Annotated in this window: 21 protein-coding genes; 10 read left to right on the top strand and 11 right to left on the bottom strand. The window is 43.8% G+C overall.

The genetic code is table 11. The features are described from left to right. Positions 1-27: 27 nt before the first annotated feature. Positions 28-1,071 (bottom strand): nicotinate-nucleotide--dimethylbenzimidazole phosphoribosyltransferase, encoded by a 1,044-nt coding sequence (gene cobT, locus IJ23_RS01595; protein ID WP_033905151.1) that lies wholly within the window; start codon positions 1,069-1,071, stop codon positions 28-30. 248 nt (positions 1,072-1,319) lie between these two features. On the opposite strand from cobT, the gene IJ23_RS01590 reads away from it, so the two are divergent. From IJ23_RS01590 to purT, 7 genes are all read left to right on the top strand, one after another. After that, the gene (locus IJ23_RS01590) at positions 1,320-2,009 is read left to right on the top strand and encodes an NAD(P)H-binding protein (RefSeq protein ID WP_017820877.1); all 690 of its coding nucleotides are present in this window, start codon (positions 1,320-1,322) and stop codon (positions 2,007-2,009) included. A 200-nt stretch (positions 2,010-2,209) separates the two neighbouring features. Next, positions 2,210-3,583, top strand: coding sequence for an L-cystine transporter (locus tag IJ23_RS01585; RefSeq protein WP_005377885.1), 1,374 nt, complete (start codon positions 2,210-2,212; stop codon positions 3,581-3,583). 157 nt (positions 3,584-3,740) lie between these two features. Further along, the gene (sbcB, locus tag IJ23_RS01580) at positions 3,741-5,162 is read left to right on the top strand and encodes an exodeoxyribonuclease I (RefSeq protein ID WP_017820876.1); all 1,422 of its coding nucleotides are present in this window, start codon (positions 3,741-3,743) and stop codon (positions 5,160-5,162) included. Between the two features lie 55 nt (positions 5,163-5,217). Next, positions 5,218-5,592 carry a CidA/LrgA family protein gene (locus IJ23_RS01575; protein WP_005377887.1) on the top strand — a complete coding sequence of 125 codons (375 nt, stop codon included), beginning with the start codon at positions 5,218-5,220 and terminating at the stop codon, positions 5,590-5,592. A 1-nt stretch (position 5,593) separates the two neighbouring features. Further along, positions 5,594-6,271 carry an LrgB family protein gene (locus IJ23_RS01570; RefSeq protein WP_017820875.1) on the top strand — a complete coding sequence of 226 codons (678 nt, stop codon included), beginning with the start codon at positions 5,594-5,596 and terminating at the stop codon, positions 6,269-6,271. A 431-nt stretch (positions 6,272-6,702) separates the two neighbouring features. Continuing rightward, positions 6,703-7,590 carry a cytidine deaminase gene (cdd, locus tag IJ23_RS01565; protein ID WP_005377892.1) on the top strand — a complete coding sequence of 296 codons (888 nt, stop codon included), beginning with the start codon at positions 6,703-6,705 and terminating at the stop codon, positions 7,588-7,590. A gap of 143 nt (positions 7,591-7,733) precedes the next feature. Next, a complete protein-coding gene (purT, locus tag IJ23_RS01560) occupies positions 7,734-8,909 on the top strand; it encodes a formate-dependent phosphoribosylglycinamide formyltransferase (protein WP_033905149.1) in 1,176 nt (391 codons plus the stop codon). 72 nt (positions 8,910-8,981) lie between these two features. On the opposite strand, the gene IJ23_RS01555 is transcribed toward purT, so the two are convergent. Further along, on the bottom strand, positions 8,982-9,632 hold the full coding sequence (locus tag IJ23_RS01555) for a thiopurine S-methyltransferase (RefSeq protein ID WP_021707633.1): 651 nt from the start codon (positions 9,630-9,632) through the stop codon (positions 8,982-8,984). A gap of 315 nt (positions 9,633-9,947) precedes the next feature. Between IJ23_RS01555 and IJ23_RS01550 the strand changes: the two genes are divergently transcribed. Next, positions 9,948-10,727, top strand: a complete 780-nt coding sequence (locus tag IJ23_RS01550; RefSeq protein ID WP_005377897.1) for a phosphoribosylglycinamide formyltransferase — start codon at positions 9,948-9,950, stop codon at positions 10,725-10,727. A gap of 121 nt (positions 10,728-10,848) precedes the next feature. Here the strand turns inward: IJ23_RS01550 and ihfA are convergent, their stop codons facing one another. Continuing rightward, complete coding sequence (ihfA, locus tag IJ23_RS01545; RefSeq protein ID WP_005377899.1) at positions 10,849-11,145, bottom strand: integration host factor subunit alpha; 297 nt, start codon at positions 11,143-11,145, stop codon at positions 10,849-10,851. Positions 11,146-11,679: 534 nt separating this feature from the next. Between ihfA and IJ23_RS01540 the strand changes: the two genes are divergently transcribed. After that, complete coding sequence (locus IJ23_RS01540; protein ID WP_033905148.1) at positions 11,680-12,561, top strand: AEC family transporter; 882 nt, start codon at positions 11,680-11,682, stop codon at positions 12,559-12,561. A 214-nt stretch (positions 12,562-12,775) separates the two neighbouring features. On the opposite strand, the gene pheT is transcribed toward IJ23_RS01540, so the two are convergent. The 6 genes from pheT to IJ23_RS01510 all read right to left on the bottom strand — a co-directional run bounded on the left by pheT (position 12,776) and on the right by IJ23_RS01510 (position 21,788). Next, the gene (gene pheT / locus IJ23_RS01535; protein ID WP_033905147.1) at positions 12,776-15,181 is read right to left on the bottom strand and encodes a phenylalanine--tRNA ligase subunit beta; all 2,406 of its coding nucleotides are present in this window, start codon (positions 15,179-15,181) and stop codon (positions 12,776-12,778) included. An 18-nt stretch (positions 15,182-15,199) separates the two neighbouring features. After that, positions 15,200-16,183, bottom strand: a complete 984-nt coding sequence (gene pheS, locus IJ23_RS01530; RefSeq protein ID WP_005385470.1) for a phenylalanine--tRNA ligase subunit alpha — start codon at positions 16,181-16,183, stop codon at positions 15,200-15,202. A gap of 191 nt (positions 16,184-16,374) precedes the next feature. Further along, positions 16,375-17,550 carry a hypothetical protein gene (locus IJ23_RS01525; RefSeq protein WP_050550045.1) on the bottom strand — a complete coding sequence of 392 codons (1,176 nt, stop codon included), beginning with the start codon at positions 17,548-17,550 and terminating at the stop codon, positions 16,375-16,377. A 10-nt stretch (positions 17,551-17,560) separates the two neighbouring features. Beyond that, complete coding sequence (locus IJ23_RS01520; protein WP_025766823.1) at positions 17,561-18,352, bottom strand: outer membrane lipoprotein-sorting protein; 792 nt, start codon at positions 18,350-18,352, stop codon at positions 17,561-17,563. Positions 18,353-18,370: 18 nt separating this feature from the next. Continuing rightward, on the bottom strand, positions 18,371-20,749 hold the full coding sequence (locus IJ23_RS01515) for an efflux RND transporter permease subunit (RefSeq protein WP_033905146.1): 2,379 nt from the start codon (positions 20,747-20,749) through the stop codon (positions 18,371-18,373). A gap of 250 nt (positions 20,750-20,999) precedes the next feature. Next, positions 21,000-21,788 (bottom strand): TetR/AcrR family transcriptional regulator, encoded by a 789-nt coding sequence (locus IJ23_RS01510; protein WP_005377913.1) that lies wholly within the window; start codon positions 21,786-21,788, stop codon positions 21,000-21,002. A gap of 270 nt (positions 21,789-22,058) precedes the next feature. Between IJ23_RS01510 and IJ23_RS01505 the strand changes: the two genes are divergently transcribed. Further along, positions 22,059-22,244, top strand: a complete 186-nt coding sequence (locus tag IJ23_RS01505) for a hypothetical protein (protein ID WP_031780965.1) — start codon at positions 22,059-22,061, stop codon at positions 22,242-22,244. On the opposite strand, the gene IJ23_RS01500 is transcribed toward IJ23_RS01505, so the two are convergent. Then, entirely contained in the window at positions 22,237-23,046 is an 810-nt protein-coding gene (locus tag IJ23_RS01500; RefSeq protein WP_005385480.1) for a helix-turn-helix domain-containing protein, read from the bottom strand. The two genes, IJ23_RS01505 and IJ23_RS01500, sit on opposite strands and share 8 nt — an antisense overlap. A gap of 366 nt (positions 23,047-23,412) precedes the next feature. Beyond that, positions 23,413-23,730: a heavy metal-binding domain-containing protein gene (locus IJ23_RS01495; protein WP_033905144.1), complete on the bottom strand. Its 318-nt coding sequence runs from the start codon at positions 23,728-23,730 to the stop codon at positions 23,413-23,415. Positions 23,731-23,804: the final 74 nt, after the last annotated feature.

The raw sequence follows: 23,804 nt of genomic DNA, 5'->3' as shown, positions 1-23,804 counted from the left end.
CTTTCTCAGAATTATCAGGGACTGACACTAAACTGTAACTCCTGCACTCTCGAAGCTCGCCATTTTGTTGTAAAACTGGGCAGCAGCTTTTAACAGAGGCAAGGCAAGAGCGGCTCCTGTTCCCTCCCCTAGCCGTAAACCAAGGTCGAGCAGAGGTTCTGCTTTTAGATGTTCCAATACAAATTTATGTCCATTTTCTTCAGAGCGATGGGCAAACAACATGTATTCACGCGTTTCTTCGTCTAACAACGTCGCAATATAAGCCGCTACCGATACGATAAACCCATCCACTAAAACTGGAGTTTTAAGCCGCTTGGCTTCTAAAAAAGCGCCCACTATCTGTACGATTTCAAAGCCCCCAACCTGTGCGAGAATCGCTTTGGTATCAAGACCTCGACATCGGTTTACCCCCTGTGCTACCAGTTTATATTTGCGGCTCAACTGCTGTTGATTGATTCCGGTGCCAACGCCAACACAATAATCAATATCTAATGAGCTCAGTGCCGATAACAGTGCTGAGGCCGAACTGGTATTACCGATGCCCATCTCACCGAACATCAAGAGGTTTGAACCATGCAAAATGGTTTGCTCAGCAATCTTCGCACCATATTCTAAACCTAACGCCACTTGTTCTGGGGACATCGCTGATTGTTTAGAAAAATTAGCCGTACCGTTACCCAACCGTTGTTCAACCAAGTTGGGATGGGATTTAAATTCTGGAACCAGCACATCAATAGGAGCCAACATGCCGCAATCTATTACTTTGAGTTGAATGCCATTAATGTCGCAAAAACAGTTGATGGCTGCGCCGTCAGCGAGAAAGTTAGCCACCATTTGTTGAGTGACTTCGCTTGGCGCAATGCTCACACCCTCCTCTGCAACGCCGTGATCTCCAGCAAATACCAGCATGCTCGGTTTGCAGATAGCGATGGAATCAACTGGCTGAGGTTTATCCTGACTTTGAATAAGAGCTAACTGCAGTGCCACCTTTTCCAATAAGCCTAAAGAACCGACGGGTTTGGTTTTGTTATCTATGCGTGCTTGTATCTCCGCAGCAAAAGAGTCATCCATTTTTTACGTTCCTTTGATGTTGTCTGGGTGAGAGGTGTTCTGTTGTTCAAGAGGTCTTGTTCAGCGACAGTTTTTGCGCGCCCACTATTGTATACACTTGCATCCAATTGGGGCAGCGCTAATCAAGTTTATCTCAGGATAGTCTGCCGAGTTCGCAGAGCGTCTCACCTTTCTTGCACGAGATTATAAGTAACTCGTTGAAATCCGCTACAATAGCTTAGACTATGTTCCCATATAGGAGAAAAGATATGGATAACAACACCTGCGCAATCATCGCCGGTGCAACTGGCTTAGTAGGCTCAAAAGTCATTGCAAACCTCATAAATCAATCAGGTGTTGGAACATTATATTATCTTTCTCGCCGCCCACTCGATGGCGTCCTAGATGTGGACAACAAGCTTATTCCTCTCATTGATGCAGACCTTTCTATCCACCAATGGGATGAGAACCAACCAACACCAACCATCGGCTTTATCTGTTTAGGCACGACCCTTAAGCAAGCAGGCAGTAAGGATAATTTGCGTAGAGTAGATGTTGATCTGGTGTGTAAAGTCGCCCAACAAATGAAAACAATCGGAGTCAAACGCCTTGCGGTTGTTTCTAGCCTCGGTGCAAATAGTAAATCGCCATCCCATTACTTAGCTTGTAAAGGACAAATGGAACAACGAATCGAAGCTATGGATTTTGAGGAAATCGTATTTGTTCGCCCAGGCCCGCTTGTTGGTCAACGTCAAAGCCCAAGAATGGACGAGAAGTTAGTACAAACTCTGTTTAAGGTAATTCGCCCATTCATGCTTGGCAAACTGTCCAACTTTTTACCGATTCGAGCAGAAGATGTCGCCAAAGCGATGGTTTATCAACTTTTCAGTTATCAAGAAGACTCGGTGGTTTACTTACAAAGGAAAGAAATGCGTGACTTACTGCATCACTACGAATAACCATTTTGTACAATTAACGTGCTAATTCACGCTCTCACGCGACTTAGATCTCGTTTTTATATTCATTTTAGATCTAGCTAATACCCGTTTGTCATTTTTAAAGTTATATCACGAGCGTTATCTTACGCCCCATAAACAAATCCGTATAAAACCCCGTATAAAAAACAACCGCCATTTCGGCAGGTTGATAAGGTCAGATTATGAATTTTGCAGTGATAGCCTCTCTAGCCGTCTTTGTTGGCATATTGTTCTTTCTATTTAACCAACAACAAAAGAAACACACACTCTCTCGTCTCGTTTTAATCGGTCTTGTTACCGGTTCTCTTTTTGGTCTTGCTTTGCAACTCATTCACGGTGAAGGCAACAGCGCAATTGCTCAAACACTTGAATGGGTAGGCATTGTAGGCAGTGGCTACGTTGGTCTACTGAAAATGGTCATCATGCCACTGGTGTTGGTATCGATGATCTCTGCAGTTGTTAAATTGGAGAAAGGTGGATCATTAGGTAAAATTTCTGGCCTGACCATCTCTGTTCTTCTAGTAACGACTGCAATTGCTGCACTCATCGGTATCTTGGTGACAACAACATTTGGCCTTTCAGCAGAAGGTTTAACTGAAGGCGCGCGTGAAACCGCTCGTATCGCCGTTTTAGAAAGCCGTGCCGGTACAGTAAGTGACTTAACTATTCCTCAAATGCTAGTTAGCTTCATTCCAACCAACCCATTTGCTGATCTAACAGGTGCTCGCTCGACATCAATTATCGCTGTTGTGATTTTCGGCGTGTTAACTGGTATCGCCGCTCGTAAAGTGATGATGGAAAAAGCAGAGTTGGAATCACCGATTCGTACTTTCGTAGAAGCTGCTCAATCTATCGTTATGCGATTAGTGAAGATGATCATGGCCCTAACGCCATACGGCATCGCAGCACTGATGGCAAAAGTGGTAGCGACATCAAGCGCAGGCGACATCCTAAACCTACTTGGCTTTATTGTGGCGTCTTATGTTGCTATCGCACTGATGTTTGTTGTTCATGGCGTATTGGTCTCTTTTGTTGGCGTTAGCCCTGCGGAATACTTTAAGAAAATCTGGCCTGTACTGACCTTCGCGTTTACATCTCGTAGCTCAGCAGCAACAATTCCACTAAACGTAGAAGCGCAAATCACCAAGCTTAACGTACCACCAGCGATTGCAAACCTATCAGCATCGTTTGGTGCCACTATCGGCCAAAACGGCTGTGCGGGTATCTATCCTGCAATGCTTGCAGTGATGGTAGCTCCAACAATGGGTATCAACCCACTTGATCTACACTTTATCCTGTCATTGATTGCGATTATCACCATCAGCTCATTTGGTATTGCAGGTGTCGGCGGCGGTGCGACGTTTGCAGCCTTGATTGTTCTTCCTGCAATGGGCTTACCTGTGACCATCGCGGCACTGCTTATCTCTATTGAACCACTGATTGACATGGCACGTACCGCACTAAACGTTTCAGGCTCAATGACTGCGGGTACAATTGCTAGCCGAGTGCTGAAGTCACCAGAAAGTGAAGCAACATTGGAAGAAACACGAGCATAGAACTCAAATTCCTTCCAAAGCGATAAAACGTAAAATATCAAGCCGATGGTTCGCCATCGGCTTTTTTCATTTTCAAAAATTCAACTTGCATCTTTCGTTGCTAGTCAAGGCGTTGAATGGTCTAATACTGTCATCGGTTTTGTAAACGGTAAGCAGAATGCACCAAGATAATCAGCCCACTTTTTTCTTCTTTGATTATGAGACATGGGGAACCAACCCCGCGAAAGATCGCCCAAGCCAGTTTGCTGGTGTTCGTACAGATGAAAACTTTAATATCATCGGCGAGCCTTTAGTCATGTACTGTCAACCACCGGCTGATTATCTTCCGTCTCCTGAAGCTGCGCTTATTACTGGTATTACTCCGCAAAAAACGGTTCAAGAAGGCCTTTCTGAGCCAGAGTTTATCGCTAAGATTCACACTGAACTCGCGAGACCAAATACCACCAGTTTAGGCTACAACAGCATTCGCTTTGATGACGAAGTGACCCGTTATACTTGTTATCGCAACTTTATCGATCCATACGCATGGAGTTGGCAAAACGGTAACTCACGTTGGGATTTACTCGATGTACTACGCGCGTGCCATGCCCTTCGCCCAGAAGGCGTAGAATGGCCAGAAAACGAAGATGGCTTCACTAGCTTTAAATTAGAACACTTGTCTGTGGCTAACGGCATAGAACATAGTAACGCGCACGATGCCATGGCAGATGTGGTTGCGACTATCGAAATGGCAAAGAAAGTAAAAGCAGCGCAACCAAAATTGTTTGATTACTTTTTTTCTATGCGCCAAAAGCGCAAGCTCAATGATTTAGTCGACATCGTCAACATGACACCGTTGATGCACGTTTCAGGCATGCTAGGGCGCGAATGTCAGTACACTAGCTGGATTGTGCCTGTTGCTTGGCATCCAACCAATAATAACGCCGTTATCACCATCGATTTAGCGAAAGACCCTCAACCTATTCTTGAGCTATCCGCAGAAGAGCTGCACGAAAGACTCTACACGAAGCGCGAAGATCTTGGTGAATTGCTACCAGTGCCAGTTAAACTAGTTCATTTGAACAAATGCCCTATTCTCGCCCCTGCAAAAACGTTAACGGCTGAAAATGCAGAGTCTATTGGCATTGATCGCCAACAATGTCTCGCCAATCTCGCTTTGTTGCGCCAACATCCTGAAATTAGAGAAAAGCTGATTAGCCTCTTTTCCGTCGAGCGTAAATTCGATAAAAGTGATGACGTCGATACACAGCTTTACGACGGGTTCTTTTCTCCGGCTGATCGCGCAGCTATGGATATCATTCGAGAAACCGACCCGAATAATCTTGCTGCATTAGACATTGAATTTGATGACAAGCGTATTAAACCTCTATTGTTCCGCTATCGTGCGCGTAACTTCCCAGGCACATTAGACGAGCAAGAACAAAGACGCTGGGCACTACACTGTCGAGAAGTGTTTGAAAGCCAAATTGAAGAGTACATGCTGAATTTAGAAAACTTAGTTCACGAACATGAAAGTGACGAAAAGAAGATTGCGATATTAAAATCCGTGTACCGTTATGTAGAGAGCTTAGCTTCCTAACTCCTCCTAATACAAGCGCACCTTATGGTGTGCTTGTTGTTTATATACTGTCAAAATGATTAAAGAACGATTCTTACAACTGATCCAACTGCTCATTTCAATCTTCCTCATCATGGGAGCACTTGGCATCGGAATTACCATTCAAAAGTTCACTGGCGTTTCCGTTCCAGGAAGTGTCATCGGTATGCTCGTACTGTTTTTCTCCATGACTCTTGGGCTTGTAAAAGTCGACTGGGTCAAACCGGGCGCCACGCTATTTATCCGCTATATGATCTTATTGTTCGTTCCTATCAGCGTCGGATTAATGCAGCATTTCGACCTACTACTCGCCAATGCGCTCCCTATCATCGCTAGCGCGGTTGGCGGTTCACTCATTGTACTGGTCAGCCTCGCTTGGCTGCTAGATTACTTGCTACAGGAGAAACACTGATATGTGGTTAGTTGTTACCATTGCGGTTTTTCTTATCGCTCGTCAAATCGCAATCAAAGTGAACAATCCTCTAGCAAACCCTTTGCTGATCAGTATCGCAGTGCTCATTCCTTTGCTTACTTACTTAAATGTGCCATTTGAAACGTATTATGCGGATAACGAAGGAATTAGCTTTTTGCTTCAACCTGCTGTAGTTGCTCTGGCTTATCCACTATATGAACAACTACCACAAATTAAAGCAAACTGGCGAATCATCACTTTCGCTTGCACAGTAGGCAGTGTGATGTCGATGATGACAACCACCTTGTTCGCAGTCGCTTTCAAAGCGGATATCAGTTTAATCGCAAGTCTAGTGGGTAAATCCGTCACTACGCCAATAGCAATGGAAATTTCGAGTCACCTCGGTGGTGAAGCTGCCGTTGCGGCGATCTTGGTTCTGATTGTTGGTTTATTGGGCGCGATTTTGGCATACCCAATTTACAACTTAATTGGAATTAAACACCCGATTGCACGTGGCCTAACAATGGGTACCGTGTCTCATGCCTTAGGCACCGCGACATGTGCAGAGAAACAGCCCATAGATGCCGCGTTCTCATCACTCGCATTGGTTTTATGTGGGATCATAACTTCTATTTTGGCTCCAAGTTTTTTTGCTTTGGCGGTCTGGCTATATCAATAGTTAAGCGCTCTCGGTCTGCCCTCCTTCCGGCAGGCCATAGCCTTTACGTTTCTTACTTATCCCTTTTCAAAACCCTATCTTATCTATCAAACTCACCCAGTAATATCGTGAAGGGACTTGACTGAGATATACATTCATAGCATTAGCATTCTAGCTGCTACCACTCGCTCTAGATTACGTAAGTATAAAGTAGCATAGCGGTAAAAGTCGCGTTGGTAACATACTCCTGCTCCTTGGTCATATGAATATATACTGATATGGTTAATTGTGAGACGGAGATAACGCTTCACACCTGTGCAATCGAATACATGTGTGAGCTCACTCTAATTATGTAACAGAATTATCAATTGCATTATTTATCGTGATCTAACGCACGGAACATTTCTATCTTTCACATAGAATAACTGTCCATGCAATAACAAGGATTCAACATGAAAAGTCGCATTGAACAGGCGCTAGCAGGCGCTCCAGAAGCACTTTCCAAACAACTTGCTCCTATCATCCAAGCTGATGATTTTGATGCTACGCTTTCAGTTCAACAATTTGAGCAGTTGCTTTCAGCTACCGGTCTATCAGACAAAGAGCTTCGTGTTGCGCTACTTCCTTTTGCCGCAGCGTACTCCTATGCTCCCCTTTCTGACTTTTATGTCGGCGCTATCGTTCGTGGTCTTTCAGGTCGCCTTTACTTCGGTGCCAACATGGAATTCTTTGGTGTACAGTTGGGTCAAACGGTTCACGCAGAGCAGTCTGCGATTAGCCATGCTTGGATGAAAGGCGAACGTGGTGTTAAGGATATCACTATCAACTTCAGCCCATGTGGTCACTGCCGCCAGTTCATGAATGAGTTATCTACCGCAAACGAGCTTAAAATCCAGCTCCCAGAACGTGAAGAAAAGTCACTTCATGAATACCTGCCTGAAGCCTTTGGACCAAACGATCTCGGTATCGAGTCCGGCTTAATGGCAGAAGTTAAACACCAATTCTCATGTGATGATGAAGACGCACTCATCCAAAGTGCAGTTGAAGCGATGAACATGAGCCACTCTCCATACACCAACAACTTGAGTGGTTTAGCATTAGAGATGACTAGCGGCCGTGTATTCCAAGGCGCTTATGCAGAAAATGCAGCGTTTAATCCTAGCTTGCCACCGCTACAAGTTGCGCTAATCCAAGTTTTACTTGCGGGTGAAACCTTTGACAGCATCAAAGCCGCTGCATTGGTAGAAAACTCTGAAGGTAAGATCAGTCACTTAGCCGATACGCAATCAACGTTGGAAGCGTTGAATCCAGATATTCCGCTTAGTTTTGTCAACGTATAAACGACAAATTCAACAAAAAGCTCTACAACATGTAGAGCTTTTTTATTACCTAAAAACCAAAAGCAAACGTTTGCTTTGTCATAAAACTTCAGTATGATCTCCTGCAATTTCTGTCTCATCACTCTATTTTGTAAGGGAACACTATGTTTGGCACTGCAACTAGCGCAAATGCTACCCGTGTATTACTTTTAGGCTCTGGCGAACTCGGTAAAGAAGTCGCCATTGAATGCCAGAGACTTGGTTTAGAAGTGATTGCTTGTGATCGCTATGCCAATGCTCCAGCGATGCAAGTCGCTCACCGTAGTTATGTTATCGACATGTTAGATGGGAACGCCTTAGAAGAAGTTATTACGAAGGAACAACCTACTTACGTCGTACCAGAAATTGAAGCCATCGCAACCGGCAAACTGGTAGAGCTTGAAGAAAAAGGACTGAATGTTGTTCCAACCGCTAAGGCAACCAGGCTAACAATGAATCGTGAAGGTATCCGACGTTTGGCAGCAGAAGAACTGGAATTGACGACTTCACCTTATCGTTTTGCAGATAACTTTGAAGACTTCAAAGCCGCGGTTGAGCATGTGGGTATTCCGTGCGTGGTGAAGCCTGTGATGAGCTCTTCAGGTAAAGGGCAAAGTGTTATCAAGACCGAAGACGACGTTACACAAGCATGGGATTACGCTCAGGAAGGCGGGCGTACGGGTGCAGGTCGCGTTATCGTGGAAGGTTTTATCGACTTCGATTACGAAATCACTTTATTGACCATCAGAGCCGTTGACGGTGTGCATTTCTGTGCTCCAATTGGTCATCGTCAGGAAGATGGCGACTACCGCGAATCATGGCAACCGCAAACTATGTCAGAAAACGCAGTAAAAGCAGCTGAATACACGGCTGAGAAAGTGGTAAACGCGCTCGGTGGCTACGGCATCTTTGGTGTAGAGCTGTTTGTCAAAGGCGATAAAGTCATTTTCAATGAGGTCTCTCCTCGCCCTCACGATACGGGTATGGTTACAATGATTTCGCAGGAAATGTCTGAGTTTGCTCTCCACGTGCGCGCGTTTACCGGAATGCCAATTAATAATATTGTACAATATGGCCCATCTGCGTCTGCTGTTATTCTTGGACAAGGGACTTCCACAAACATTCGCTTTGAAAACCTAAGCAAAGCTTTAGCTCAACCTCAAACACAAGTTCGTCTATTCGGTAAGCCAGAAATCGATGGTCGCCGCCGTTTAGGTGTTGTCCTTACGCGACGAAAAACCACCGAAGAAGCCGTTCAAGATGCTGTTGAAAGTGCTTCAAAAGTGAATATCATTTATTAAATACGAACCACTCATACAAAAATAGCGCAGCTCAAATTGCTGCGCTATTTCGTGTTCCAAACCGAAGAGAGCCTATTCACTCTCGATTAAGTACACTTCTTCAGAGAAGCGACTTAAGCCTTTTTTCGCAATTTTAGGATGATTCTCGTCAGCTTCATCTACGTTCAAACAAGTAACTTTGTAACCTGAAAATAACTGCTCAATCTCTTCGACCGGCACGCTAAATGGAGGCCCCGCCATCTCTTCTTGAGGATAGTTGAGTGTAACAAGCAAAATACGACCGCCTGGGTTCAAAAGTTGCTTGAGACGCTCTACATACTCCTCTCGCATATCTTGCGGTAAAGCAACCAACGCGGCGCGATCATAAATGATATCGGCTTGAGATACTGGTGCAGTGAAAAAGTCCCCAGTATAAATAGAGAGCTCATCAAATTGATAAAGCTCGTGCATGCCATTAAGAGGCGTTACCGTTGGCGTGTAAAAATGTTCAGCAAAAAAGGCACGCACAGCAATATGGCTTAGCTCAACACCTTCAACCGAATCATGCTTCATCGCTAGCCAAATCAAGTCTTCTGACTTTCCACATAAAGGAACTAACACTTTATCTTCACGCTTTGGATTAGTGTGTTTCCAATATACTGGTAATAGCGGGTTTACATCTTCCAAGTGAAATCCGATCTGATTGCTGGCCCATTTGTTATGCCAAAATTCTTGGTCTCTCATTTTACTTTCTACTTGTCGGCTGTTTTCATTTTGAGAGGTAAGACTAACGTTTTTTTTCAATTTGTCTATGCCGTTCATCTTTGGTTAATACTGCGGTGATAGGATGTAATCGGTCTCATAGGAGACGCGCCTTTATCTGATAATCAGAATAAAGAAAAGATAAATGGTGATCTAACGCACGATTCTACTTCAAGATAAAACTGAAACCTTGGAATCTTTCGTAATGGCCCCATTTATAAGTTAGTACCTGATTTGCCGAACTTAGCGACCTTTATGTTCCCTATTTTCTAAGTACAAGCAAGTTAAGGAGAGTGAATGAGCTTATTTCTTCGTACTACAGCATTGATGCTTTTGGTACTTAGCCGTGCACCGGCATTTGCCGCACTTCCAATTACCCCTGCGCCTAATGGCGAACAAAATCGTTCAACCAGCCAAAACGAAGTTTGTTCGAAACTTTTTAAACACAGCCTTAGCGGTTTATATGGCATTCAGTCAATCGACACCACACCAACTCAGCCATATTCTGACTTCGACATCCTTTACAGCAAAGCTCACCAAGCACAATTTGAACTTGAAACTATCTGTAAGAGTACCGCACTTCTTAATGACGCTCAGCCATACTTCGCAGGCGTGAAATCCAAACAACGAGCAGAAGAAAAGATAGCTTTAGAGTTAGATGGGAAAGTTGAACGTATTACTGACCTAGCACGTGCAACGATTGTAGCTGAAGACGTCGCGAGCTTAGTCTCCATTTATGAAACGTTAGAGCGTGAAACAACGATTGTGAAAGTAAAAAATCGATTCAAAAAACCTGGCCCTTCAGGATATAGAGACTTGAACTTGCTCGTTCGTTTACCAAAAACAAACCTAGTAGCCGAAGTTCAACTGCACTTGAAAGCAATCGCAGATGTAAAAAGCGGTCCCGAACACGACCTATACGAAAAAATCCAGAAACTAGAACGTCAAGCGATGTTGGAAAAACGTGAGCTAAGCGAAATAGAGCTTGCCTCTATTCGCAACATGCGTACACAGTCTAAGAACTTGTACCAACAAGCATGGCAACCATACTTAACAACGCATCTAGAAGCGGCGTAACCGATATCATTAAGCGTCTCTCATAAACAGAAAAACCACCGCATTGCGGTGGTTTTCATTTGTATGCACACGAATTTTACGCAAAAAAAGACCACGCCTTAGCGTGATCCATTTATTCGGCTTACTGTACTTTCTTCAGGTTTTCTACACGAGCTTTTAACTTCTGACCCGGGCGAAAAGTCACTACACGTCGAGCAGTAATTGGAATATCTTCACCAGTTTTCGGGTTACGACCAGGTCGTTCATTCTTGTCACGAAGATCAAAGTTACCAAAACCTGACAGTTTTACCTGTTCGCCACTTTCCAGTGCCTTACGAATCTCTTCAAAGAACACTTCCACCGTTTCCTTGGCGTCCCGCTTACTAAATCCTAATTTATCAAACAGGTTTTCTGCCAGTTCGGCTTTTGTGAGCGCCATAAAACTTTCCTCAAAGCTATGTTAAACAATGCTACGTTAGTGTAGCGCCAGAGCAGTTTTACCCTACCAATTCAACAACATATCGGGGTTACATCAGGAAGTGTATGACAAGCTTATGATTTTCGCCAACTTTTTTCTTGGCAAACAAAAGGAATAGCACTACGTAAATTATTGTTAAACGCCAGAAATTTGATATTTTTGTTTTTGTTTCATCTTTATCAGGAAAAACATCCAGATTATAAAACTAAAAGTAGTTTAAATATCAACATTAAACACTATTTAATAAAAATATCAGATATTGGTTATTTAACAGACACTTGACATAGAACTTGTCGTAAATTCAGTGATTTGTATGTAACTCGATACGTAACAATTAGATTAAAAGGTATGACCACCTGTACTTTGCAACTGTGCTTTGAAAGCTTGATTAAACCCACGCTTCTCGCTGTTTAACGATGACGCCATATATAAAGATTGATAATGTGGAAGTTCGTGTATTTCCTCATTAGCTTCTTACACTGCTTCTAGGCGACCATGATTAATCAAATCATAAATATTCTTTTCCCTGTTTTTGCTCTTGTCGGAGTTGGCTATTTGGTCGGTCGTTACATCAAGCCTGACTTTCGCCCAATAAACCGCATTAATATTGAGGTGTTTACGCCAGCACTGGTATTTTCGTCACTCGTTAGCATGCCGCTCGATTCAAATCAGGGGCCGCTTCTTTTGGCGGCAATTGTTGCGGTTTTAATTCCCGCACTACTCATGATCCCGGTATGTCGATGGACGTCACTCTCGTTTAAAACCTGGGCGCCACCACATATGTTTCGGAATAGCGGAAATCTAGCTATTCCTTTGTTTACCTATACGTTTGGAGAAATTGCGCTGTCGTCAGCAGTGCTTTTATTTGTCGTGTCAGCATGCTTGCATATCAGCTTAGGCGTAATGCTGCTTAGTCATGGCAACCCTTTTAAGCAAATAGTCAAGATGCCAATCTTTTTAGCAGCGTCGTTGGCTCTGTTTCTCAACGTGTCAAATGTGGGTGCATGGGCGCCTTTATGCGAAGCCACGGCTCTACTTGGGCAAGCGGCCGTACCCGTGATGCTTTTATCTCTGGGGGCACAAATGTGTCATTTAAGGTTGGACGGTTTAAAGATTGGTGTGTTGTGTACCGTGCAGTCACTGGCAACTGGTGCTGTCGCTTTTGCACTTATTTATTGGTTAATTCCCCTTCCAACGATGCAATTGCAAATGATGGTGCTCTTCACAATGCTGCCGCCAGCCGTCATGAATTACCTATTTGCGGAAAGGCTGAATATAGAACCCATGAAAGTGGCGTCAATGGTACTATTTGGCAACTTTTTCAGCATTCTTACGCTGCCTCTTCTGCTTAGCTATACCCTCTCACTCGCTGCCTAACCGCCAACAAGCTATCGTTAGCGTGTATTAGCTGAAAAACAATACGTGCCTAATCTCGGGTAAGGGCCATCCCTAGTTTGGTCTAGTATTTTAAAGTAATGAGGGATGGTGCGAGCAGTAAGGAACTTGAACAACGATAAGGTAATCCTAAAAATAAAAAAACCCTGCCAAACTGGCAGGGTTTTCATTTCTTAAGAAGATACGTTACGCGAGATTAGTCACGTAGAGACGCACCAAACTTCTCAGAAACGTGAGCAACGATAGCGTCAACCGCACCAGCGATATCTGCATCTTCAAGCGTACGCTCAAGTGACTGTAGAGTCAGAGCGATTGCTAGGCTCTTCTTACCTTCTTCAACGCCTTTACCTACGTAAACGTCGAACAGTTTTGCATCTTTAAGGAACTCGCCACCTTGCTCTAGACAAGCGTTAACAATGTCACCAGATGCAACAGCTTCATCCACTACTACCGCGATATCACGACGGTTTGAAGGGAATTTAGAAAGTGCTACCGCTTCTGGGATCACTTTGCTGTTAATTGCAGACCATTCGATTTCGAATACGATAGTACGACCATTTAGACCGAACTTACGCTCAAGCTCAGGGTGAACGGTACCGATCACGCCCACTTCTTTGCCATCTACGATGATTGCCGCAGATTGACCTGGGTGAAGTGCTGGGTTAGCTTTTTTGCTTTCAGGTGACAGTGCAGCGAAAGAGTACGCTTTTTCGTTCGCAGATAGCTCTAGAATCGCTTCTAGATCGCCTTTAAGGTCGAAGAAATCAACCGTGTTAGTTTCGATATCCCAATGTTCTTCACCGCGAGTACCAGCGATAACACCCGCTAGCATAGGCTCTTGGCGCATGCCGTTTTCTGCAGATTCACATGGGATGAAACGTAGGCCGTATTCGAATAGACGAACGCGTGGCTGTTGACGCTTCTGGTTGTGAACAACCGTGTTCAGCAGACCTTGGATAAGACCAAGACGCATTGCTGACATGTCTGCAGAAATTGGGTTTGGAAGTACTAGAGGCTCAACACCAGGTACAACTAGCTTTTGCTGCTCAGGCTCAACGAAGCTGTATGTGATTGCTTCGTGGTAACCACGGTCAACAAGAAGATCACGAACGCGTTTCAGTGGAAGATCCGCTTCAACGTGGTTGTGCATCTTAAGTGCTGCTGCTGGGTTTTGGTTAGGAATGTTGTCGTAACCGTAGATACGGCCAACTTCTTCAATCAGATCTTGCTCGATAGCGATATCGAAACGCCATGTTGGCGCTACTGCCACCCAACCTTCTTCTGAAGCTTCAACAGTCAAACCTAGGCGCTCTAGGATTTCTACTACATCAGCATCAACGATGTGGTGACCTAGTAGGTTGTCTAGTTTCGTGCGACGTAGTGCAACTTTGTTTGGCTTAGGTAGGTCTGCTTCAGATTCTACAGCTACAACAGGTGCTACTTCACCACCACAAATTTCAACAAGAAGCTGTGTTGCACGCTCCATTGCGCTCACTTGTAGTGCGTAATCCACACCACGCTCGAAACGCATTGAAGAATCAGTGTGAAGACCGTAGCTACGTGCGCGGCCACGGATGTGGTCAGGTGCAAAGAATGCACACTCTAGTAGAACGTCTTTAGTCTCAGTTGTTACACCAGACTCTTCACCACCAAAGATACCTGCGATTGCAAGTGCTTTGTTGTGGTCAGCAACTACTAGTGTATCTGCGTTTAGTTCTGCTTCGTTGCCGTCAAGAAGCGTTAGCTTCTCACCTTGCTCAGCCATACGAACTACGATGCCACCCTCGATCTTCGCTAGATCGAATGCGTGCATTGGTTGGCCTTGCTCTAGAAGAACGTAGTTAGTGATGTCTACTACAGGGTCGATCGAGCGAATACCACAACGACGCAGTTTCTCTTGCATCCATAGTGGCGTTTCAGCTTGAACGTTTACGTTCTTAACTACACGACCTAGGTAACGTGGACACGCAGCTGGCGCTTTCACTTCGATAGACACTTTATCGTCGATTGAAGGGGCAACTGCTTCTACTAATGGCTCTGTCACGTCAGCACGGTTTAGTACGCCAACTTCACGAGCTAGACCACGAATGCTGAAACAGTCTGCGCGGTTTGCTGTTAGGTCTACGTCTACCGTTACGTCGTTTAGACCTAGGAATTCACGGAAATCAGTACCGATTACTGCGTCTTCTGCTAGTTCCATGATACCGTCTGACTCAACGTCGATACCTAGTTCAGTGAATGAACAAAGCATGCCGTGAGATGGCTGGCCACGTAGTTTCGCTTTTTTGATTTTGAAATCACCTGGAAGAACAGCACCAACTGTTGCTACTGCTACTTTCAGACCTTGGCGACAGTTAGGTGCGCCACAAACAATGTCTAGAAGCTCTTCTTCACCCACGTCAACTTTAGTTACGCGCAGTTTGTCTGCATCTGGGTGTTGGCCACATTCAACAACGTGACCGACTTTAACGCCAGTAAAAGAACCAGCAACAGGAAGAACGTCGTCTACCTCTAGGCCGGCCATTGTAATTTGGTGAGTTAGCTCGTCAGTAGTAACCGCAGGATTTACCCACTCACGAAGCCATGATTCGCTGAATTTCATGTTGATGAACCCTCTGGATTACTTGAACTGTTTTAGGAAACGAAGATCGTTCTCGAAGAACGCACGTAGGTCGTTCACGCCGTAACGAAGCATTGTTAGACGCTCAACACCCATACCGAATGCGAAACCAGAGTATTTTTCAGGATCGATACCTACGCTACGTAGCACGTTCGGGTGAACCATACCGCAGCCTAGTACTTCTAACCATTTACCGTTTTTGCCTTTCACGTCTACTTCAGCTGAAGGCTCAGTGAATGGGAAGTAAGATGGACGGAAACGTACTTCTACTTCTTCTTCGAAGAAGTTACATAGGAAATCGTGCAGGATGCCTTTCAGCTGAGCAAAGTTTACGTTCTCATCAACCAGCATGCCTTCCACTTGGTGGAACATTGGCGTGTGCGTTTGGTCGTAGTCGTTACGGTATACACGGCCTGGTGCGATGAAACGGAATGGTGGTTTACCATTTTCCATCGTACGGATCTGTACGCCTGACGTATGAGTACGAAGCATCAAGTCTGGGTTGAAGAAGAAAGTATCGTGGTCAGTACGCGCTGGGTGATCAGCTGCGATGTTTAGCGCATCGAAGTTGTGGAATGCATCTTCGATCTCTGGTCCAGCCTCGGTGTTAAAACCAAGTTCGCCAAAGAACTTCTCAATACGCTCTACAGTACGAGTTACTGGGTGTAAACCACCGTTTTCAATACGACGACCTGGTAGTGTTACGTCGATTGTTTCTGCTGCTAGTTTTGCTTCAAGCTCTGCACGTTGTAGTGCATCTTTACGAGCTGCGATAGCTTGCTGAACTACGCCTTTCGCTTTATTGATCTCTTGACCAGCTTCACGGCGTTCTTCTGGTGGTAGTTTGCCTAGGCTTTGAAGTTGAGCAGTTAGCTCACCTTTTTTACCCAGATACTGAACACGCACTTCATCAAGTGCGACTAGCGATTCGGCAGCTTCAATTGCAGTGCTCGCGCTAGCAATGATCTCTTCTAGATGTTGCATCGTTTCCTCATCTACCTGTAGGTAGTGTCCATAAGGGAGTGATTGGTTTTTTGATAGCTGTACATAGTAGCCAAACCGGGCACCAATGCCAAATTGAATTACGAAAAGAAGAGGTTATTGAATAAAAAGAGCACAAAAACGTCAAAAATGTCATCTTTAGTTAATCTGCCGTTTAGTTGTGCCCTTTTGTTTTAGAAATAGTATTGAATAGATAGCTCGATAAAATCGTCATCTCTAGCGAAGTAGAGCAAATCATTTGGTGTTTCATTTTTAAACAACCAAGCATCAATTTGCCACTTAACGTGATTCGATATTCGGCTCGATGCTTCTAACTTAGCATTGTAAACATCATCGTTATCTAAATCCTTCGTAATTCCCGTCAATACTTCCGTTCCGTCCTCATCATTGAGCGCCCAACGAATACCTGCAAACACATCATTTTGACCGATAGTTTGTGCGTTGTTCCCACGACTGTCATAGAGGTACTCACCAATAACTCCCACATCCCAAACCGTGTCAAATGCACCGACGAAGGTATACTCAAAACCCGTCACAAGACCGACATGATTATCAGCGCTATCTCGATAAACACTTTCTAGTTTCCATAACCAATCGCCAACGATTCCTTGCACATCCAGACCGACATGACTCATCAGAGCGTAGTAAGGCTTTAATTCTCCGTACTCAAAACGAAAGTAAGGATCCCGGTTTGTTCCATATAAATAGCTCAGGCCTACGTCCCAATCGCCAAGCATTTTCGAATATCGAAAAGCCACATCTACGTGCTTCTCTTCTCTGCTTGATTCATAGATAGCATCATCATAGACAACGGGGTCGGTTCGCAAGCGGCCATCTGTACCCGCAAACGTTCGTTCCCTAAAGTAAGGTAACAACATTGCGTGGACGGTGCCCCAGTCTTTGAAAGAGGTAAAATGTAACATCGGCTGACCGAGTTTATCTTCACCATCGACGGCTTCAATGGTATCTGTTTGGTTTACTACATCAACTAAATGGGCTGATTCAGTCACTCCCCAAAAGACCTTACTAATCCCAACTCGAAGCTCATAATCATCCCAATAAGTCAGATAAAGTGCCTCTCGTATGTCACCATGACTTCGCTCATCGTCTAGACCATCCAGACGATAGAAAGGTGTGAAAGTAAAGTTTGCATCACCATTTTGCATCTCCCAGTAAAATTCTGGCTGCAAAACCAATGACGTTTGCGCTTTGCTCTGACCCTGAGAGCCCGTTTTAAAAAACTGACGATGCTCAATATTGACTTGTCCTGCAAGCTCGACGGCAGTCAGAGGCATCGAGTAAAAAAAGGCTGCTGCACTAAGCAACAACCCAGCATTTAATCGCTTCATTTTTCCTCCACTATCTCACTCGCTTCAACACATTCTTATGAAAGTCATTGTCTTGTAATCCAGTGTTAAAACGCATTTCGCTAGTCGTTAGCTCAGTACTTTTTCCTGTTTGATGGTTTGTCATCGCCATAGTGTGCGCTCGCCAATATTGGTTGAGATATTGCTTGTAATCGGAAAAAGAAAGCGTTTTTAACAAAGAGCCTTTGCGGTCGTAAAACTCAACTTTAAGTGGACGATAATGCGCTTTATCTAACCATACCGTTTGCTTGGTATAACCTGAGTTCTTATCGGTCGGAATTTGCTCTACGACGAAAACATCTTGCCCGTTTATGCTGTCATCTTTTAGGTAGTTGAAACGGTATTTTTCAATCTCAAAGGAACTGAGATCCTCATACGCGAATTCACTGCCCATAAAAGGACCTGATTTGTTACGCGAGGAAATACGTTTCACACGTTTCAGTGCAGGAAGGTAAAGCCATTGGTCATCGGCACCCACCGTATGAGAATGGTTAAGAAACGCCGTGCCTTTTACATCTCTCGGTTCATCAAATATCGTGAGCCCTTTGTCACCATCGCCATCAACTTCGAGTGATTGTAAGCGCATTAAACGTGTGCTGCTTTCTCCTTGCGCGTTTCGCAGAATCATTTGCATCGTAGCAACAGAATCCCCCCACCCTTCATCACGGGCTTTGCGCTCTTGGGCAATTTCTAGTCCTTTGGCTTCATCCGCCAACACCGCATGACTCATAATAAGCGAGACAGAAAGTACTGATACTTTTAAGGCATTTTTTACTAAATTCATGTTCGATCCTTTAATTCGTTATGACTGAGTAACAGTCTTGGTTTGAGAGTCAGTTGATTTAAGCTTATTTCGGCGCTCCACCTCGTCGTAAACGCCTTTGTCAAACAACATCAGTAGAGTCGGTAGGAAGATGAAATCCACAACAAGGGCAATAAAGATGACAATGGCACTCAGCTGTCCCATATCGGCATTTAAACGGAAGCTCGACATCGCCAGAACAGAGAAACCAGCAACAAGCACGACCGTCGTAATCCAGAGTGCGCGCCCCACGGTACGAAAGGCGTAGCGAACCGCTTGCTCCGCACTGTGGCCATCTTTACGAGCGTGTTGATATTTAGAAAGAAAGTGAACGGCGTCATCGACAACAACACCAAGCGTTAATGTCACAACGACAGACAATCCCAAGTTAATCTCGCCAGAAACCAGCGCCCAAATACCAAAACCAATAAGCGCAGGAGCAATATTCGGGACAAGACTAATTAAGCCAAGCTTGAACGAACGCAAGGCAAAGATCAGTAATGCAGAGATTAAGACAAGAGTAATGGGCAAGGTTGACAGCATGCTGGCCATATTCGTTTCACCAATATGCGCAAACATCAGTGAAGGACTAGACGCAACAACATCATATTGAGGCGCGTTTTCGTTAAACCATTGGTAAATGCGATTTTCCAAATCAACAAGCTCGACGCTGCCCAAGTTCTCCACGGTGAGAACCATCTTGATCGACGACTTATCTACATTGATTTGGTTGTTCAAATCTAAACCATACGGTAGTGACATTTCATAAAGCAGCAGATATTGAGCCGCTAATTCTCTGTCTTGAGGGAGCGAGTAATAAGCCTGATCATCTCCATGCATGTTCTTGTTTAGGCGCTTATAAACATCGCTCAAGGTCGCAACATGGTCCGTTTCTGGCTGCAACCTTAGCCAGTCAGTAAATTTACCCACGGAACTGAGAAAATTAGGATCGGCAATGCCCTGCGATTCGTTGGTTTTTATCGCGATACTGATGTTCGCCATGCCACTGATTCGCTCTTCCATAAAATCAGCCGCTCGGCGAAATTCATTGCTATGGCCAAAGTACTCGACGGATTCATCATTGACTTTGTTCAGCGGAATCAAGCTCGCACTCGCGACAATAACAAGCACCGACAACGGCAATAACGCATGTCGCTTTGACACCACGAAATCTCCTAAATGATCCATAAAGTGCTTTCTTTCATCAGAAGTATCCGACTTCACCGTAACCGGAAGGATATTAAGCAAGGCGGGAAGTAACGTGATGGAAAGGAAACAAGCAACCATGACGCCAAGGGCTGATAGGTTGCCGAAATCTCGCAGGATTGGAGAATCCGACATATTCATCATTAAAAAGCCGATCGCGGTGGTAATGGAGGTAATCAAGATAGGCATGAAATTGAGCGCAATACTTCGCTCAATAGAGTGGGCTTTACTAAAGCCGTTTTGCATAGACTGACGCATTGTCGCGATGATGTGTACACAGTCTGCGACGGCAAGCGTCATCACCAAGGTAGGCACATTAACGGTCGCCGTGCTTAAGAACATACCAGCCCATCCTGACAAGCCCATTGTAACCATAACCGAGCCGATAATAACGATGAGCGTCGCGATGACGCTAAGCAATGAGCGCAACATGATGGTCAGAAACACCAATATCACTAGTAACATAGCTGGCACTAATGTTGCGCTATCGTCTTGGGCTGCGGTCATAAACGCGTAGTTCATTGCAATAATACCAGCCTTGTGGAATTCCGTGTCTGGGTACACTTGCTGATAACGCTCAATCATTCCGTTTATGTAAGCAACCACCTCTTGTACTTCAGCAGTTTTATCTATTTCAGGGAGTTGGACCGTAATGTTTACGACCGTGACATCTCCTTTTTCAGAAATCAGTGAACTTTTCAAAACCGGCTCACTCAACGCAATACTTTTGACTTTCTCTATTCGTTGAGGTGTCAATTCATATTCGCTATACAGTAAATCTTCGACAAGAAGATCATCTTCAAACGCTTCGGTATGCTGGTAGTTAGCGAGGGAATCAACGCGGGTGGAGTATGGAACTTGCCACGCCTCGTCAGTGATCTGCTGAATAAGAGATAATGTGCTAGGAGTAAAAACAGTGCCGCTCTTTGGCGCTATAACCAAAGCAAGACTGTCAGATTTTGCAAAGGTGGTTTGAATTTCATCAAACGCAAGTAACTGCTCATTTGTTCCATCAAAGAAGATGTCGTAATCTCCTCTAAAGTAAAGATTTTTTCCTCCAATGGTTGCTATGAAAATCAATAAAACGGTAGCAAGCATCACCAATACACTGTAATTCGTTGGTAGCTTACCCCACCCTGAACGGGCGTATTGTTGAACGTTGTGATGTGGCATCACACTCTCCTTTTGTGACGTTTCGTCAAATTTAAAAACTAAAAAAAACAGCAAATGCTGTAAATAACCAGACAAACTCGACATGCAAACTTTAGATCGAATGAATTTGGCTACATAAGTTAGTTTTTAGTAACTTCCTATGCTTCTCGTGATCATTGGCTGAACGCCAACCTTCGAGATTCAATGACGATTCGTCACAATAGTGCGATAAAAAAGCCAACCATAACGTCAGATTGGCCTTTCCAGTTTATTAGCGATTCACTGACTCTAAATAAGCAAGCTCTTCACTAAATAACTCCTGCTCCACTCGACGCCAGGTTTTACGGTAGTCCCATTCTGTAGATAAAGGCGACCAACCTAAACCATCAAGTAACATATTCGCGTTGTGCAGTACTGAGAATGGGTCTTGAATTCGCTGAATACATCGACTGTTCGATGCATTTTGCGCCAAAGCGTTTGAACCGAATGCAATAGACCAGTTGGCGAATACAATAGCATCAGAACCAATTGCGGGAGAAAACTTAAGATCACCACATTCTACCGCATTGTTCACCAGCGCATCAGCACCATCTATTACTTGTTCTTCCAAGTTATTCAGTTCATTCACACGTTTAGGCGAAGCCTTCTCTAGAACCCAAGGCGTCTTTGCAACAATCGCACAGGTTGATAGTACTGGCTCCATACGAGCGTAAATACGATAACCTACATGCATCGCAATGATTTTTTCTCTGGTATTACCATTAAATTTGGCGGTACGTTCGAAAAATATTGCTTCGCTTTTCAGCGAATGAATACAAAGCGCAAGAATCACATCTTCTTTGCTGCAAAAATGATTGTAGATCGTCCCTTTAGAATAAGGGCTTGACGCTGTAAGCTTGTCCATCGTTAAGTTGGCAAAGCCTTGCTCTTGAACTAAAGACTTAGCCAATTGAATAAGCTCTATCTCACGATCAGCAATCGCCTGTTGCTTTTTTGTTAGCCCTGAAGACACACGACATCCGTCTTGCTTGCTATATTTTTTACAGCGAAAGTTAAACATAATCCTTTGATCCGTATACCAACACACTCCCAATAATTGTAACACGATTCTTTAATACAGGAACGCAACCAAAGTTGACGAACCGTCATAAATGACACTTCGTCATAATAGATCAAAAAACAAACATTTCAAGTATGAATTTATAATTAGAAGATAAATAGCTACCAATTATGCATACCCAAGTAGCTACTGGATGCTTGGTTCAACGAGAATGGTTTCTTTGTAGAGGAAGCGAGAGAGGCTTTGGGAGGAACAACGAAGGAAATCAGCATGTTAAAAATAACGAAAGTAGATGCTGAACAGGTATTATTCGAAATAAGCCCAACACACTTTAAGTCTGAATTAAGAGCAAACACCGCTGAATGCCCTACTTACAAAGTATTTGCTGTCTTAGGCTTTTTCTTTTGCAACGCCCTTTCAGAAACTCTCTTCAAAAAAGGCTCAAAATCTATATAGATAGGCTTGGCTTATCACCTGCAGCTGCGATGGCATAACGAATATCATCAATAAATCGCCCCTCTGTCTCAATAATGCCGTCAGAGAATGTGACTGGCTGATGTGGCCCAGCAAGTAGAACAATATTAGTAAAATCAGAGACATTAAAGTTCTCTGCTACAACATTTTTGGAATGAAAATCAATGACGGTCTTTGCAACTTGATCTTCCAGTAACAAAAGCTGTTCTTCAGTAATTTTCATACGCGCCAAAGCAACGCGAACACACTTATCGTGGGTAGTCGTCTGCTCTTTTATGATTTCGGTATATTTGTCGTTGAGCTTGGAGTTCTCTGCATAGCTATAATATAAAGGCCCGTGCAGCGTTATATTTTTATCTTCATCAACGTAAACGAGATCCAACAACTCTAATGCTTTTAAGTAATCAGACATGCTCTGCTCAGACAAGTCATACTTTTTCTTTAAAATAGAATAACCGTCTTTACCTCGAAGCATTCTCAATTCACGATAAAAGTCGTAAAGGTGAGGGAATTGAAAGAATACCTCATCCTGCGTACGACTAAAGTAATCCTCGTCTTCACCTTGCAATTGATTTGCGAGCTTTTGTAGTTCATCTAACGTGCAATCAACCGCTCTACAATATTCCAGCAACTTATCTAAAGCGAGATTCGTGCTTGTAAGATGTCTCTTAAAGGTAGATAGTGGCATACCCATTTTCTCAGATAGCTCTCGATATGTTAGCCCTTTTGTTTTAATCGCTTGGCGTAATGCGGCTAGCAAGTATTCGGGAGTCAGATCTCTCATCTACAATTCCTTTTGGCAATGTTACAGCTGTATAGTATTTGTAACAATTTAGAACCGCTTGGCAAGGTATAAGTTCATATTTTTATAAGAAAAACATGAATTAATATACTGAAAAGAGAATTCACACAACAAATGAAAAATTCAATATGAATTCAATTTCATTATAGATATAAAATAATATGCAAAATAAAAGTGAAGCAATTACTCTAAATCATCGTGATTAATTTTAATAGTAACGTAAAGTTGAGAATATAAATCTATTCGCTCTGCAAAAATCTAGAATAATTAACCTAAAAGGAACAGAACGGTAAATGCATAATAATTCACCGCTCTCTATTAGCATTTTTGCAATGCTATTCAAGTAGACTAGTCCGCTAGTTTCACTGCAGTACCAAATGCCAAAATTTCCGAAGAACCATCTACGATTGAGCTTGTGGTAAATCGAATCCCTACAATTGCATCGGCACCTTTAGATTCAGCGTCCGCCACCATGCGCTGTATAGCAATATCACGCGCGTCGGTCATCATTTCCGTGTAACCACGAATTTCGCCGCCAACAATGCTCTTGATACCCGCCATGAGGTCACGGCCAATATGCTTTGATTGAACAACATTACCAGTTACAACCCCTCTGATTTCAGAGATCTGCTGGCCAGGAATGCTTTCGGTCGTTGTGTAGATCATTTTTAATCCCTTATAAACGTAAAAATTTATACCCAAGCTACCTTATAACTAACATAAGATGCTAACCAATAAAT

The sequence above is a fragment of the Vibrio sp. OY15 genome, from assembly GCF_000742455.1.
Lineage (GTDB): Bacteria > Pseudomonadota > Gammaproteobacteria > Enterobacterales > Vibrionaceae > Vibrio > Vibrio alginolyticus.
The sequence above is the reverse complement of the archived record's forward strand: the minus strand, read 5'-3'. Positions and strand labels throughout refer to the sequence as shown.

What these genes read in the sequence shown, in the direction of transcription:
- cobT (WP_033905151.1), bottom strand. Translation starts at nt 1,071, where the DNA reads ATGGATGACTCTTTTGCTGCGGAGATACAAGCACGCATAGATAACAAA.
- IJ23_RS01590 (WP_017820877.1), top strand. Translation starts at nt 1,320, where the DNA reads ATGGATAACAACACCTGCGCAATCATCGCCGGTGCAACTGGCTTAGTA.
- IJ23_RS01585 (WP_005377885.1), top strand. Translation starts at nt 2,210, where the DNA reads ATGAATTTTGCAGTGATAGCCTCTCTAGCCGTCTTTGTTGGCATATTG.
- sbcB (WP_017820876.1), top strand. Translation starts at nt 3,741, where the DNA reads ATGCACCAAGATAATCAGCCCACTTTTTTCTTCTTTGATTATGAGACA.
- IJ23_RS01575 (WP_005377887.1), top strand. Translation starts at nt 5,218, where the DNA reads ATGATTAAAGAACGATTCTTACAACTGATCCAACTGCTCATTTCAATC.
- IJ23_RS01570 (WP_017820875.1), top strand. Translation starts at nt 5,594, where the DNA reads ATGTGGTTAGTTGTTACCATTGCGGTTTTTCTTATCGCTCGTCAAATC.
- cdd (WP_005377892.1), top strand. Translation starts at nt 6,703, where the DNA reads ATGAAAAGTCGCATTGAACAGGCGCTAGCAGGCGCTCCAGAAGCACTT.
- purT (WP_033905149.1), top strand. Translation starts at nt 7,734, where the DNA reads ATGTTTGGCACTGCAACTAGCGCAAATGCTACCCGTGTATTACTTTTA.
- IJ23_RS01555 (WP_021707633.1), bottom strand. Translation starts at nt 9,632, where the DNA reads ATGAGAGACCAAGAATTTTGGCATAACAAATGGGCCAGCAATCAGATC.
- IJ23_RS01550 (WP_005377897.1), top strand. Translation starts at nt 9,948, where the DNA reads ATGAGCTTATTTCTTCGTACTACAGCATTGATGCTTTTGGTACTTAGC.
- ihfA (WP_005377899.1), bottom strand. Translation starts at nt 11,145, where the DNA reads ATGGCGCTCACAAAAGCCGAACTGGCAGAAAACCTGTTTGATAAATTA.
- IJ23_RS01540 (WP_033905148.1), top strand. Translation starts at nt 11,680, where the DNA reads ATGATTAATCAAATCATAAATATTCTTTTCCCTGTTTTTGCTCTTGTC.
- pheT (WP_033905147.1), bottom strand. Translation starts at nt 15,181, where the DNA reads ATGAAATTCAGCGAATCATGGCTTCGTGAGTGGGTAAATCCTGCGGTT.
- pheS (WP_005385470.1), bottom strand. Translation starts at nt 16,183, where the DNA reads ATGCAACATCTAGAAGAGATCATTGCTAGCGCGAGCACTGCAATTGAA.
- IJ23_RS01525 (WP_050550045.1), bottom strand. Translation starts at nt 17,550, where the DNA reads ATGAAGCGATTAAATGCTGGGTTGTTGCTTAGTGCAGCAGCCTTTTTT.
- IJ23_RS01520 (WP_025766823.1), bottom strand. Translation starts at nt 18,352, where the DNA reads ATGAATTTAGTAAAAAATGCCTTAAAAGTATCAGTACTTTCTGTCTCG.
- IJ23_RS01515 (WP_033905146.1), bottom strand. Translation starts at nt 20,749, where the DNA reads ATGCCACATCACAACGTTCAACAATACGCCCGTTCAGGGTGGGGTAAG.
- IJ23_RS01510 (WP_005377913.1), bottom strand. Translation starts at nt 21,788, where the DNA reads ATGTTTAACTTTCGCTGTAAAAAATATAGCAAGCAAGACGGATGTCGT.
- IJ23_RS01505 (WP_031780965.1), top strand. Translation starts at nt 22,059, where the DNA reads ATGTTAAAAATAACGAAAGTAGATGCTGAACAGGTATTATTCGAAATA.
- IJ23_RS01500 (WP_005385480.1), bottom strand. Translation starts at nt 23,046, where the DNA reads ATGAGAGATCTGACTCCCGAATACTTGCTAGCCGCATTACGCCAAGCG.
- IJ23_RS01495 (WP_033905144.1), bottom strand. Translation starts at nt 23,730, where the DNA reads ATGATCTACACAACGACCGAAAGCATTCCTGGCCAGCAGATCTCTGAA.